10 protein-coding genes are annotated in these 14,051 nt (G+C 50.2%); 2 read left to right on the forward strand and 8 right to left on the reverse strand.

Annotated elements, in window-relative coordinates; all coding sequences use genetic code 11:
- Nucleotides 1–14 precede the first annotated feature (14 nt).
- Both FCN15_RS04070 and FCN15_RS04075 read right to left on the reverse strand, forming a co-directional pair.
- Complete coding sequence (locus tag FCN15_RS04070; RefSeq protein ID WP_138493681.1) at nucleotides 15–992, reverse strand: LacI family DNA-binding transcriptional regulator; 978 nt, start codon at nucleotides 990–992, stop codon at nucleotides 15–17.
- A 213-nt stretch (nucleotides 993–1,205) separates the two neighbouring features.
- Nucleotides 1,206–2,648 carry a glycoside hydrolase family 1 protein gene (locus FCN15_RS04075; RefSeq protein ID WP_138493682.1) on the reverse strand — a complete coding sequence of 481 codons (1,443 nt, stop codon included), beginning with the start codon at nucleotides 2,646–2,648 and terminating at the stop codon, nucleotides 1,206–1,208.
- Nucleotides 2,649–2,935: 287 nt separating this feature from the next.
- Between FCN15_RS04075 and FCN15_RS04080 the strand changes: the two genes are divergently transcribed.
- Nucleotides 2,936–4,285 (forward strand): amino acid permease, encoded by a 1,350-nt coding sequence (locus FCN15_RS04080; protein ID WP_138493684.1) that lies wholly within the window; start codon nucleotides 2,936–2,938, stop codon nucleotides 4,283–4,285.
- Nucleotides 4,286–4,371: 86 nt separating this feature from the next.
- Here the strand turns inward: FCN15_RS04080 and FCN15_RS04085 are convergent, their stop codons facing one another.
- From FCN15_RS04085 to FCN15_RS04095, 3 genes are all read right to left on the reverse strand, one after another.
- On the reverse strand, nucleotides 4,372–5,889 hold the full coding sequence (locus tag FCN15_RS04085; protein WP_138493686.1) for a methyl-accepting chemotaxis protein: 1,518 nt from the start codon (nucleotides 5,887–5,889) through the stop codon (nucleotides 4,372–4,374).
- A 113-nt stretch (nucleotides 5,890–6,002) separates the two neighbouring features.
- Nucleotides 6,003–6,488 (reverse strand): hypothetical protein, encoded by a 486-nt coding sequence (locus FCN15_RS04090; RefSeq protein ID WP_138493688.1) that lies wholly within the window; start codon nucleotides 6,486–6,488, stop codon nucleotides 6,003–6,005.
- The gene (locus tag FCN15_RS04095) at nucleotides 6,488–7,123 is read right to left on the reverse strand and encodes a hypothetical protein (protein WP_238996496.1); all 636 of its coding nucleotides are present in this window, start codon (nucleotides 7,121–7,123) and stop codon (nucleotides 6,488–6,490) included. The genes FCN15_RS04090 and FCN15_RS04095 overlap by 1 nt, the downstream gene beginning before the upstream one ends.
- Nucleotides 7,124–7,618: 495 nt before the next feature.
- Here FCN15_RS04095 and FCN15_RS04100 point away from each other — a divergent pair, with 495 nt between their 5' ends.
- Nucleotides 7,619–9,346 carry a cellulase family glycosylhydrolase gene (locus FCN15_RS04100; protein ID WP_138493691.1) on the forward strand — a complete coding sequence of 576 codons (1,728 nt, stop codon included), beginning with the start codon at nucleotides 7,619–7,621 and terminating at the stop codon, nucleotides 9,344–9,346.
- A 139-nt stretch (nucleotides 9,347–9,485) separates the two neighbouring features.
- Here FCN15_RS04100 and FCN15_RS04105 read toward each other — a convergent pair whose 3' ends face one another.
- The 3 genes from FCN15_RS04105 to FCN15_RS04115 all read right to left on the reverse strand — a co-directional run bounded on the left by FCN15_RS04105 (nucleotide 9,486) and on the right by FCN15_RS04115 (nucleotide 14,042).
- Nucleotides 9,486–10,199, reverse strand: coding sequence for an SDR family NAD(P)-dependent oxidoreductase (locus tag FCN15_RS04105; RefSeq protein WP_138493693.1), 714 nt, complete (start codon nucleotides 10,197–10,199; stop codon nucleotides 9,486–9,488).
- Nucleotides 10,200–10,437: 238 nt separating this feature from the next.
- Nucleotides 10,438–12,063 (reverse strand): methyl-accepting chemotaxis protein, encoded by a 1,626-nt coding sequence (locus FCN15_RS04110; RefSeq protein ID WP_138493695.1) that lies wholly within the window; start codon nucleotides 12,061–12,063, stop codon nucleotides 10,438–10,440.
- A 314-nt stretch (nucleotides 12,064–12,377) separates the two neighbouring features.
- Nucleotides 12,378–14,042: a 2-isopropylmalate synthase gene (locus tag FCN15_RS04115; protein WP_138493697.1), complete on the reverse strand. Its 1,665-nt coding sequence runs from the start codon at nucleotides 14,040–14,042 to the stop codon at nucleotides 12,378–12,380.
- Between the last annotated feature and the right edge of the window lie 9 nt (nucleotides 14,043–14,051).

Consider the following 14,051-nt stretch of genomic DNA (forward strand, 5'->3'; position numbering starts at 1 on the left):
ATGCTTCTCTTTCTCTAAACACTTGCCCTCTCGATCAGTTCAAAAGGGATCTCCATCCGGCACGGAGTCTTGTCCTGCTGCGCAGCCTTCCGGTAGAAAGCTTTAAAGGCCTGTCTGCCGATTTCATGCAGATGCTGGTCGATCGTAGTCAGCTCAAGCGCCTCTGAAATCGGCTGGTTATCGAAGCCTACAATGGCGAGCTGGCCGGGAATCGCTATGCCGAGCTGACGGGAACGGGCCAATACGCCTGCCGCCGCTTCATCTCCGGTGACCAGCAGTGCCGTCGGCCTGTCCTCCATGTGCATCAGTTGATCGAGCACCTTTATCCCGTCACTGAACTGAACGCAGCCTTCGAATATCCAGTCTTCGCGGAGCGGCTCGTTTATTTCCTTTAAAGCGTCCGTATAAGCCGCGTAGCGCTGGCGGCTGCTTTCGCTGTCCCGCCTGCCGATGCAGTAGCCGATTCTGCGGTGGCCCCGGGCGGCAAGATAACGCATGCCTTCCAGAAAAGCCGCATAGTGAGGGGTATAAACCGCGCTGATCTCCGGGTGCGGAACAAATTCGCAGGCGGCAATCGGCCCGTTTGCGGCATAGGGAAGAATGTCCGGCCAGGGCAGTTCATGCGAACACAGAATCAGCCCGTCTACCTGCTTCGTGCGCAGCATTTCAAGATAGTGGCGTTCGGTTTCGGCCTCGTAATTGGTTTGGCACAGCAATGCCGTGTATTGATGCTTCAGCGCCTCTTCCATTAATCCGCCGAGCAGCGCATGAAAATACGGATGATGGCTGTACGGAAGCACCACTCCGACCATGCCCGTCTTCCCCGTTGCCAAATGAACCGCGTTCGAATTCGGGCTGTATCCGGCCTGCCGCATCGCTTCTTCAACTCGCTGCCTCTTCTCCACGCTGACATAGGGATGGCCGTTGAGCACCCGGGAGACCGTGGTTACGGAGACCTGAGCCGCCTTCGCTATTTCACGGATATTAGCCATTCCCGCGGCCTCTCGCTTCCATAACCTGGTTCATGCGTGTCTCCTCCTGCTGCAGTCTAAATAGGTATGTACTCTTCTTGATTGCTAATCACTAAGAGTATAATGAATCCCGCGATTATCTGCAAAATAAATAGGGGCGGTCCGAAGACCAGCCCCACCATTTTATCCATCAGCTTCTTGCATCCGCTTATTCCATCACCATACTCTATCAGCTTACTCCGTCAGCTTGCCGCCGTTTGTCCGGATGACCTCCTGATACCAGTAGAAGCTGTCCTTCTTAATCCGCCGCAGCGTCTTGGCATCCGTCTCATCGCGGTCAATATACACAAACCCGTACCGCTTCTGGTACCCGTTCAGCCAGCTGAGCACATCGGTAAAGGACCAGCTGCAGTAGCCGATCAGATCCACGCCGTCATTCACAGCCTGCAGGCACTGCTCCAGGTGGGATTTCAGGTAAGCAATCCGGTAATCATCATGAATCGTATCATCCGGCTGCAGCTTGTCGAATTCCCCGAGTCCGTTCTCTGTGATGAAGACAGGCAGGCCATAACGGCTGGTGATGCGGCGCAGGCCGATCCGGAGCCCGATCGGGTCAATGGCCCAGTCCCAGTTGGAAGTTTCAAGATTCGGGTTCGGCGTCGTCTTGTACAGTCCAGGCACACCTGTCGACTGGTTGCTGCCTTTCTGGCCGGTCGTATTCATCCTGCCTTCAGCCACCCCGTCCAGCGGGTTGAAATCATACGTAATGGTCTGATAGTAATTGACGCCGACAAAGTCGGGCTTGCCTTTAAGCAGCAGCTCCAGATCGCCTTCTTCAAATTCCGGAGCCAGTCCCTGCTCCTTCAAATACTGCAGCGGTATCTGCGGATACTCTCCCCGGCAGTAGACATCCAGCCACCAGTTGTTCGTGAATTCCTCTGCATTTTCAAAGGCCAGCATGTCTTCCGGTCTGCTCGACGCCGGGTAAGCCGGAGAATAAGCGAAGCTTGGCCCGAATTTACCGTTCGGCACGTACTTGCGGAAGGAGTCAATCACCTTGGCATTGGCCAGAAAGGCATGATGATTGGCCTGATAGAACCGTTTGCGGTCCTTTACCCCTGGCGGGTGCATGGCCGTAATGAATCCGTGGTTCGTATTGTAATTCTGCTCGTTAAGCGAAACCCAGTATTTCACACGGTCCCCGAAACGCTCGAACAAAGTGGTACAGTAATGGTCAAAATCCTCGATAATCCGCCGGGATTCCCAGGCCCCGTAATCGTCCATCAGTGCCTGCGGCACATCCCAATGGTAGAGAGTCAGAACCGGTTCGATGCCGTGAGCCAGCAGCTCATTGATCAGGTTATCGTAAAATTGAAGGCCCGCCTCGTTAACTTCGCCGCTGCCCGACGGATAAATGCGGGGCCAGCTCACCGAGAAGCGGTAGGCTTTCAGCCCCATCTCAGCCATCAAAGCGACGTCCTCCTTGTACCGGTGATAGTGATCCATCGCCACATCGCCGTTGCTGCCTTTGAACGTTTTGCCTTCTATTTTGGTAAAAAGGTCCCAAACCGACGGCCCCTTACCGTCTTCATTCCAGGCCCCTTCGATCTGATAAGCCGCAGACGCGGAGCCCCATAGGAAGTCCGGCCGAAAAGGTTTTATTTGCTGATGCAGCATGTGTGAGTCGCCTCCATGTAGTCAAGTATTTTTCCGAATGTGAAACCAGTATAAAATATGAAACGCATTTCAGAGCAAGCAGGCGGTGTACGGTTGTTATGAATCCCTTCAGAAGCTTAGGGTTGCCTAATAGACGCTTTCTGCATTCTTATTACCCGCTAATTATCCGCTACAAATAAACAAAGTGCTGGTATCCGTGTACCGGAGCAACGAAAAGGATAGGATTTTTAGTTAAAGAGCTTTATACTGAGAAATACTACAGACAAGAAGTGAGTCAGGAGGGTTTTATGAGCAGCAAACAACAGGGTCATTTACAGAAAAAGCTACAGCCGAGGCACATCACCTTTATGGCAATGGGCGGTGTCATCGGAACCGGCATCTTCAAGGGAAGTGCCGACACCATCGGACTGGCCGGTCCGGGAGTGGTCTTAACTTACATTCTGGCAGGTCTGCTCCTGCTCGTCGTGATGGCCGCGATGACGGAGATGGCAACCGTTTATCCGGGAAGAAATATGAAGGATTTCGTCCGGGAAGCTTTCGGGCAGCGGGTTTCGTTTATTCTGGGCTGGCTCTACTGCTTCCTGTGGATGTCGGTTTGTGTCATTGAAATTGTAGCAGCGGGAAGCTTCCTGCAGTATTGGCTCCCTTCCATCCCTTTGTGGGTGCTAAGTCTCGCCTGCGCGGCGGTGATTATTCTTATTAATCTGATGAGTGTGAACAGCTTCGGGGAAGTGGAGTTTTGGCTGGCGGGAATCAAGATTGCCATGATTATCGTCTTTGTCATCCTCGGCATCTGTGTGGTCTTCGGTATTATTAAAGGATCGGGAGCGGCTCCAGGCCTCAGCCATTTAACCGGCCATGGCGGATTTCTGCCGAACGGGTGGACGGCGATCTTCTCGGCCTTGCTGGTCGTTACCTTCTCCTACGGCGGATCGGAGCTGATCGGGTTAACCCTGACAGAGACCGAGCATGCGGAACGGATTTTGCCGCGCATTGTAGGGAGCTTTATCCTGCGTGTCATCTTGTTCTATACGCTTCCTATCCTTGTCATCTGCGCGCTGATTCCTTGGAATCAATTGGGCGGGACAAGCAGTCCGTTCGTTCAGGTGCTTAATTATACCGGACTTAAAGGCTCGGCGCATATCATGAACTTTATTCTTGTAACCGCTGTTTTGTCTGCGGCCAACTCCGGCGTGTACGGGGCAACGCGGATGCTCCATTCGATGGCTTCTGCCGGCGAAGCGCCTGCTGCCCTGGCTCAAGTGTCCCGGAGAGGGGTGCCTGTCCAGACCTTGAAGCTCGTCTCCGTCATTCTGATTGCCGGCGCACTGCTAGGCTTTTTCGCCCAGGATCAGCTCTTCAGCGTTCTGATGGCGGTTCCGGGATTTGTGGTGCTGCTCGTCTGGATGACCTTCTGCCTGGCTCAGCTGAAGCTCCGGCCGGTTTATCCGGCTAAGCCTACCTTCCGGCTGTGGGGCTACCCTTACACCAGCGGCATCACGGTTATTTGTCTGGCGGTGATTGCCATGCTCTTCCTGTTTGACAAGGAAAACCGGGTCAGCATCAGCGTCTGTTTAATCGTTCTGCTGGTTCTTGTAGTCTGGTCTTTCTTATGGTTCAGAAGGAAAAATAGGTAACCCGCATTTTTAATTAAATAGGTTATATAAAGACAGAAAATGCCGCAGCGAGTGCGGCATTTTCTTTGTTTTATTCAACGACTGAGTCAGCTGATCTGCTTAAGAGCTGCCTCGACTGTCTTCAGATTCTGCAGGTTGCTGTGGTTGCCCGAATGCAGGGAATCCACCGTAGCCGACAGCTCCTCGAGGGAAGCGCTCGTCTGCTCGCTTACGGACGCCAGCTGTCCGGTAGATTCGCTGACGCTTTCAAACGCTCTTTCGATTTGTCCCATCAAAGAGCCGCTTGTTTCGGCCAGCTCATCCAGCATTTCAACAGAGCTGCTGATCGATCCAAAAGCCGCCCCCGTCTCACTCACAATCTCCTGGCTCACTTCCATCTGCTCCGATACGTGCGACATCCGGATGCGGGTCTGTTCCGACTGGGCAGAGAACTGGGACAGCTGCTCGGAAATCTGCTCAGCGGATTCCGACGCGCCCTCGGCGAGCTTGCGGATCTCGGATGCAACAACCGCAAAGCCTTTTCCATGCTCACCGGCTCTTGCCGCTTCGATTCCCGCATTAAGCGAGAGCAGATTGGTCTGGGCGGCAATCGCTTTAATGGTCTTGCTTACTTGGTCGGTTTGGCTAAGCTGCTCAATGAGGAGTGAAATCTCGCCGGACATCGAATCAATGTCCTGTCTGAAGCGCCCGATGGTGTCCGTCAGGCTTCGGATCTTGCTCTCTCCGGCATCGGACAGCTGCTTCGCCGACGCCGTCTCCGCCTTCAATTCCTCCATCGCTTCTGACATCCGCACCACCATGGAGCTGACCTTCTGGACACTTTGATCGATCGCTACGGTAGACTCCAGCTGGGCTGCAGAACCCCCGGCAATTTCCTGAAAGGCCAGATGCATTTCTTTGAACGCATGATTGAACTGCTCTCCCGACTGGTTCATCTCTTCGACATTGCGGGATACCTCGGTAACGACCTTGTACATGGCATCCTGCTGTACCTGCTGCTGCTGCATCATCTCTTCACTTTGCATCCGGGAATGGCTGGTTTCCTTGATTAGATGATTGCTGATCTTAAGCAGCGAAAAGATCATAATCGAAATCAGGATGTAATAGATCAGGTATGTAATGGCTGAATCTGAAGGAATATCTACCTTGTCCGACTGTCCGTACAGCATGTAGATGAGCATCCCGAGCCCGTAAACCTCCACTGCAGCGACGATCGGAAGGCTCATATAAATTAAAGCCAGCATCAGGAGGTAAAAGAGACCCAGAATATTCGTTGCAGCAGGGCTCGAAATCGAAACATACAGCGAGCTCAGCACAGAGCCAATAACCGCTATATAGCGTATATTCATGATAAAGATCCGTTTCGCATGGAAGACTCCGACTAATACCACGGTTAATAGTTGAACAATCATCATAACCATAGTGGAAGAAGACAGGCCGTTCTTCAGGTTCGTTAGAATGGCGAGTGAAGCCAGCCCGGTCACAATCAGGATCGCGATAAAAACAATACCGTTGCGGCGGACCATATCCTTCTCTCTGGCTGTCAGCCCGGCATCCCGGTCTCGTTTGGGCGGTTTGTCTGCAATTTGGTTTAGTTTATCCATGTCTGGAATTCCCCCACTATTTAATTTGCAATTCACGACATATATCGACAAAACCCCTTTTAAAATGAATAGCTTTCTCCAGGTATCTCAAACTTTTTTATTTTCTATTTTTACTATTTGGTGGCAGCGACTCCTAAAGCTTTGTGCAGCCATAAAATATTTTCAACAAGCGGGATCTGGCTTTCTTCACAGTTTACGATCAGAATAACTTCTTCCTGCCTGGCTGGGCGGAAGCCTGTCTTTTCTCTCTGTCCTGACTTTCCCGTCTTGCTTTTCTTTCGTTTCAGTAGCTGGAGTACCAGGTTTAGCAGCACCCCGCACAGAAACCCCGCCCCTGCTCCCGCCAGTCCCCAGATTACGGGTCCCCCGGGCCAGACGAAGCCTTTGCTTGCTCCGATGGTAGAGAACATGAAGGCCAGTACCATCCCTTTTTCAAAATAAGTGGATATCATCTCCTGCTGGCTTTCTTTGACTAGAGGATGATCTTTGGGACGGCTGTTTAGTGGAACAGCGTATATGCCGGTGATGCCGCGGGCCTCAAGCTCCGAAATGGCAAGCTCCACAAACTCTGAATATTCAAACGCAGCAAAAATTTGCATTAGTCCACCTTTTCCCTGACCGTGATTCTGTGGCCAGCCGGCTGATACTTCCGGATTAAATGGTTTTTCAGTGTGTCCGTAAATAAGCGGTTATTCTCAATTGCAGCACAATAGGCTTGATAGATTGCGAAAAAGTAAAACGAAGGCATGTAGAGGAGCCACTGGCAATCCACAACCTGGTTAGCAGATGTTATATCGCCTAATAGGAGATAGTGAATGGCAAAAACGATGCTGGACTTCCAGACGAGCACAACAGCCAGGATCATGATCAGCAATGCCAATAAAACGTAGTTTAGATAGAGCTGCCCCAGACTCGGAATACACATAGACCAAAATACGGCTAACCAGGGCTTGCGCTTGACGGTATAATTAATTTCCAGCGGTCCCAGACTGAATTCTTTGAAGGGGTAATTCTCGCGGTAGACCAGCTTGGACAGCTTGTTCAAATCCACCGCCGTACGATAACTGTCCCAAATCGCAAATAGATACACGGGTATATAAAGCGACATGAATTTGGGGTCCAGCACCTCCCGCGCCGCCTGGAATTGGCCGTTAAACGTGAAGACCATAGCCTGGTTTAGCTGTATTTTCTGGTTAATAAACATCTCCCAGAAGATGAGAAAGTAGCCCCGCAAATATTTATTGAGGAGAATATGTCCGAAGCCGGGAAAAGCCATCGACCAGCAGGCGATAATATATGGATTTCTTAAGCTTATTGGGTCGTGCCTAATAAATTGATATAAGCTCTGTAACGCCGCTTGCGGTCAATCTCCTGGTCATTGAACATGCCTGAACACCTCTTACTATTACATTTTATGGTAAAGTTAAGCATTCCCGGATCGGTGCCCATTCATTCCTTTGATTTGAATGCTTAGTCAATCAAATCCGCTTTCATGTCTAATTTTTATATGTTTTTTACTTTAATTATTACGGTATTTTCTTGGACCAAGTTTTGCTAAGTTATATTTTGGTAACGCTTACACTTTGACTGCCGGAGGTGAATAGCTCCTTACGCTTTGCATTCTCGCAGATGTGCTGCACGGCATCTTTGTGATTACGTACAAGTTTCAGACGCTGCAGCCAGATTCTAGAAGCCGAAACTCAAATCACTAGACAAAAGGAGAACCAAAATGAAGCATCGATCAGCCAAGTCGCTATTCTCATTCACTTTGATTTCTGTCCTGTTGTTATCCATGTTTGCTTCCGGCGCATCAGCAGCCGGTGCGGAGCTTACTGCTTCTTCTGCCAAGACAAAGACAAATGCGCTGCAGTCCTATGTCGACAGCATGCAGCCCGGTTGGAACCTCGGCAATACGCTGGACGCCACCGGTGCTGATGAGACAACCTGGGGCAATCCGAAGGTCACCAAGCAGCTGATCCAGCAAATTAAGAAGCAGGGCTTCAACAGTATCCGCATTCCGGTAACCTGGGGCCAGCATATGGGCAGTGCTCCGGACTATACCATTGATCCTGCTTACCTTGATCGTGTTCAAGAAGTGGTCAATTGGGCGCTTGATGCTCATTTGTACGTTCTGATCAATGTGCACCATGATTCCTGGCAGTGGGTCAGCTATATGGAGAGCAAGCATGATGAGGTTCTCGCGCAATATAATGCTGCCTGGACCCAAATCGCAGACCGCTTCAAGAATACTTCCGACAAGCTGCTGTTTGAAAGCATCAACGAGCCGCGGTTTACGGATGGCGGAACTACAGACACTGCCAAAATGTTTGATATGCTGGCAGAGCTGAATACTTCCTTCCACCAAATCGTCCGCGCTTCCGGCGGGAAGAACACCACTCGTCCTCTGGTACTGCCTTCTTTGGGATCTTCACCGACTCAGGAGAACATGGATGAGCTCTACAGCACCATTACCAGCCTGAATGATCCTAACTTGATTGCAACCGTTCACTATTACGGGTTCTGGCCTTTCAGTGTGAACATTGCGGGTTATACAACTTTTGAACAAGATACCCAAAACGATATCACCACAACCTTCGATAACGTATACAATACATTCACAGCCAAAGGGATTCCGGTTATTCTTGGCGAATACGGACTGCTTGGCTTTGACAAGAACACCAATGTCATCGAACAAGGCGAGAAGCTGAAGTTCTTCAATTTCCTGCTGAACAAGCTCAAGGATAAGCACATTACCGCCATGCTGTGGGATAACGGCCAGCACTTTGGACGCACCACTTTCAAATGGTCCGATCCTTCGCTGTATCACATGATCATGGATACGGTCAATGGCGCTGCGGCAACTGCTTCAAGCGATCAGATCTTCATCAAGCAAGGCCAGCAGGTCAAAGATGCTTCCCTGCAATTAACTCTAAACGGAACCAAATTTGACAGCATTTCGGTTAACGGCAAGAAGCTGAAGAAGAATCAGGATTACACGCTGACTGACGGCGGGCTGCTCACTTTGAAAGCCAATACACTCAAGAGCCTGACCGCTTCCGGCAAGACAGGAGTTAACGCCGTTCTGACCCTGAGCTTCAATAAAGGTCCGGAATGGAAAGTCAACGTCATTGTCTATAAGACTCCTCAGCTTCAAAGTGCTTCCGGCACAACGGACTCGTTCTCGATTCCGACTGCTTTCAACGGTGACCGCCTTGCGACAATGGAAGCGGTATACGCTGACGGAAGCTTTGCAGGTCCGCAGAACTGGACAGCCTACAAAGAATTCGGCAATACCTTCAACCCGAATTATGACAATGGAACAATCGACCTGCTCCCTGCCTTCTTTAATGAAGTCAAAGATGGAGATGTGACGCTGAAGTTCCACTTCTGGAGCGGTGAAATTGTTACTTACACTATTACGAAAAATGGCACAGCCGTAACAGGCCAAGCCAATTAATCCTCTGATTTTTGCTGTACCGGCTATGACGAAACTAAGAACCGCAGGCGCATTTGCCTGCGGTTCTTTGCGTATGGCTCGTATGGATCCGTCCAGATCGGATGAATATCGTATAGCTCGTATAACTTTATCTCACTTGTCAGATAGTCATATCCGCTCCTGTATAATCTACAAAATGGTAGCGGGAGCTGACAGCGGTTCTGCGCTCGATCAGATCCAGTATCCCTTTGGCGCTTGCTCTGGGGTCCAAAGCTGCCTCTTCCCCGCCCATATCGGTCCGCATCCAGCCGGGGTGCACGCTCAGCACCTGCGTGTCCCGGCCTTTCAGCAGGCTGCCAAGCTGGAGGGTGAACATGTTCAGTGCCGTTTTGGTCATGCCGTACGGATAATCGTTCGGGTATGCATTCGTAAGACTTCCAGCTTCTGACGACACGTTGATAATGGAAGCCTCAGCTTCCGAGAGAAGCGGCAGCATGTGTTTAACCACCCGGATCGGGCCGAACAGATTAATATCGAAAGCGGTCTGTACGTCGTTTAGATCCAGCTCTTCAATCGGGGTATTCCGCGCATTTAAAATGGCCGCATTATTAACTATCGCATGCAGGCTGATCCCTTTATTGTTTAGGTCTGCTGCCGCCTCTGCAATACTGCTCTCATCCTGGACGTCCAGCTTAACCAGCTGCAGCCGTTCCCGAATATTAGGATCGGAGTCTGAACCGGCTAACTGCTGAAGCCTGCTCCCCTTCTCTTCAGGATTTCGAACCCCTGCTATGACGCTGTGACCGCGCTCCAGTGCTTCCATTACAAGCTCTAACCCCAGCCCCCGGCTCGCTCCGGCTATTAAAATGTTCATGGTTCATGACCTCCAATTAGGCATATTAAGTAACGATAGAATATGGAATACAGATTTATCTTTAGCAGGTTTCGAAAGCGCTGTCAAACTAGGGTGCAGAAAGAGTCCCGACTCTGAGAGATTACCGAGCCTGCTGCCCTATGCAAAAAAAACAGGGAACAAGAATGCGCTCATCCTGTTCCCCGAATTTTTACCCTTTTCCCCTAATCTGCTCTCTATATCTGATTCTAGGATTCATTTAAGAAACCTTATATTTTGCAATATAGCGTCCCAGCTCCTGAGAAGATTCGTTCAGCAGCTCGGCTGCGCGTGCCATATTTTGAATAGAGCTGTTTTGCGTTTCGGATGCCTGGGCCATTTCGGCACTGCCGGTGTAGGCTTTCTTGGCAATTCCCTCCAGCTCATTGATGGCAGCGCTGACTTCTTCGGAGCTGGCGGATAACTGCTCGGATGCAGCAGAAATTTCCTGGATCTGCATGGAGATTTCTCCGGTGGATTTGTTAATCGCTTTAAAAGCTTCATTCGCGCTGTGGATGGATTCCCGCCCCTGCTCAACCTGGGTTACGCCGGCTTCAATGGATTTTACCGCATAAAGGGTATCCTTCTGAATGATCGAGACGATGTCACTGATCTGGTCAGACGAAGCTTTGGATTCAGCAGCGAGCTTTCTGATTTCGGCGGCTACGACCGCAAAGCCTTTGCCATGCTCACCTGCACGGGCTGCTTCAATTCCTGCATTGAAAGACAGCAGGTTCGTTTGGGCGGCGATGCTCGCGATCAAATCGGTAATCTGATTAATATTTTGCGAATGTTCGTTCAGCTTGCCGACAATCTCTGAGAATTCAGCAACCACTTGGTTGATATGATCCATTTGAACAACCGCGGCTTGAAGCTGCTCGTTCCCTGCTTTAGCTTCCTGTTCATTAGTTACGGACAATTGGGATACAGCCGAAGTGGTCTCGGAGATGCGCTGTACGCCAAGCGAAATTTCTTCCATAGCCCGGGCAGTCTCTGAAATACTGACCATCTGCACATTTGCGCCTTCGGCAATATTTTGGGCAGTCAGCGAAGCGGCTGAAATCTGCTCCCGGGATTGCTGCGTTTGATCCGTCAGCTGCTGGCTGGAGACAGCCACCTGACTGGACGTATGCTGAGCGGCTTCAATAAAGGAAGAAAGGCTCTGCCGCATTTGTTCGAATATGTTCGCTAATGTCCCGATCTCGTCTTTCTTCTTGTTCACGATCGGCTCACTCAGGTCGCCTTCAGAGATCTTCTGCGCTGCTGCAGTCAGCTGGCGGACAGGTCTGTTAAAGGAGCGGATCAAGTCCCATGCCGCAAAGATGCTGAACAGCAGGCCTCCCAATTGAATAAGTGCGACATACAGATTGGAACGGTTATTTTCATCCATTACGCCAGTAACGGTGTTATGCGCTTCGTTATTTTCCGCTTGTGAAAAGTTGTCGATTGCACTCGTAATATCATTAATAACATTCATATCTGCTTGATCGTTATGCAGCGCTTTATCCATTTTGCTTCTAATATCATCCACTTTAGCTTTGTCTTCTGGATTTAACCCTACATATTGATCCAGATCGCTGCTAAATTGTTTAGACAAGTCATCGATTTGAGCTTGAATGTTCTTGGGTTCTCCCAATTGGGCAATCCCTAATACCTGCTGAGTCTGAATTTGGGACAGAATGGCTTTCGTGTCTCCGGCAAAATGCAGGGATTTCAGCGAATCCGTCTTGACATTATCCAATCGTCCGGACTGCTTCTGTGTGTTAATGGTCTGATACCCTACCCCGGCAATAAGAAATAAGATCAAAATGGAGAAATACACATAGATTTTTGTTTTTATTTTCATTGGATAGCCCCCCGGCAGTATTACTTGTGTCTAAGTAAATGATTCTGGTTACGCCATTAGTCTAAGTCGCCCGACTTCTCTCCCCCTTCCGTTTTCTAGTTCTCCAGCTTCCCCTAATATCCAATTTCTCTTTCTCTTTCTCTTTCTCTTTCTCTATCTCTTTCTGATAAATCTACAAACGCAATAAATATTCACCTATTTATATCGGAAAATTTCAACAAAATATTACACATTTCTTGTTTGCTCTATAAAAAAGCAGCCCATTCCCTTTCGGAAATGGACTGCCGGATCAAACGGTCCCCTGAGGGGAACCGTTACTTCGTATTTTCCAGCCGGTTCAAGGCTACCAGCATCGCGTGTACGGACGCCTGGATGATATCCGGGTGAATGCCTGCACCCCAATATACTTTTCCGCCGGTCGACAGACCCACGTAGGCAATCGCCTGCGCGGAAGACTCGCGTCCGAGCGAGTGTTCTTCATAGAAGGACAGCTCATAATCGACGTCAAGATAGGCTTTGAAAGCATTGCTTACAGAATCAAGGTGGCCATTGCCAAGCGCGTTGATGGTCTCGCGTTCACCCGACTTGGAAATTTCCAGGGTAGCAACGATAGAGCCGCCCTCTTTCTTGAAGCTGTAATCGAGCAGTTCGAAATTATGGGTATTATCGACATATTCGGCCTTGAAGAGGTCGTAAATCTCCTCCGCGGACAGTTCTTTCTCTCTTTGGTCGGAGGCGCCTTTGGCCAGGTATCCCATTTCTTCCTTCATTCCTGCCGGAAGCTGGATACCGTAGCTTTGCTGAAGCATGTAGCCTACCCCGCCTTTGCCGGACTGGCTGTTCACCCGGATGACGTCGGTTTCATAGTTTCTGCCTACATCTTTAGGATCGATCGGCAGATAAGGAACTTCCCAGATCGGCGAATCGTTCTTCTCGCGCCACTGCATGCCTTTGGCAATCGCATCCTGGTGGGAGCCGGAGAACGCGGTGAAGACCAGCTCGCCCGCATAAGGATGGCGCTCTGCAACCCGCATTTGGGTCAGACGCTCATATCCTTCGATGATCTCCTGCATGCTGCTGAAATCCAGCTTCGGATCAATACCGTGGGAATACAGATTCATCGCAAGTGTGACGATGTCGACATTGCCGGTTCTTTCGCCATTGCCGAACAAGGTTCCTTCCACCCGGTCCGCTCCCGCCAAAATGGCGTATTCCGCATCCGCTACACCGCTGCCTCTGTCGTTGTGAGGATGCACGGACAGAACGACGCCGTCGCGGTAGGCGAGATTTTTATGGATATATTCAATCTGGCTGGCGAAGACGTGCGGCATCGCATTTTCCACAGTAGTCGGAATATTGATAATAGCTTTGTTAGCGCTGTCCGGCTTCCAGATCTCCAGTACACTGTTGCAGATATCAAGCGCGTAATCGACCTCGGTGCCCGGGAAGCTTTCCGGACTGTATTGGAACATGAAATTTCCTGGTGTTGTTGCAGCCAATTCCTTGAGCAGGACTGCTCCGTCCACCGCAAGCTGTTTGATTTCTTCTTTGCTCTTCTGGAACACCTGCTGACGCTGGATGACAGATGTCGAATTATACAGATGCACGATCGCCCGGGGAGCACCCTCCAGCGCTTCAAACGTTCTGCGGATGATATGTTCTCTGGATTGGGTAATGACCTGGATCGTTACATCCTCCGGAATCATCTTCTCTTCAATAATGGTGCGCAAGAATTGAAATTCAGTGTCGGAGGCTGCAGGAAAGGCAACTTCGATTTCCTTGAAGCCGATCTTGAGCAGCATTTTGAACATATCGAGCTTCTCCTGGAGATTCATCGGCTTAACAAGAGCTTGATTCCCGTCGCGGAGATCGACGCTGCACCAAAGAGGCGCTTGATCGATATAGTCTTTATGTACCCAATCATGCGTAACCACCGGCGGCAAAAAATATCCTCGTTTGTACTTTCTGTAATCCATCATACATTTCCC

This window comes from Paenibacillus pinistramenti, assembly GCF_005869875.1.
Taxonomy (GTDB): domain Bacteria; phylum Bacillota; class Bacilli; order Paenibacillales; family Paenibacillaceae; genus Fontibacillus; species Fontibacillus pinistramenti.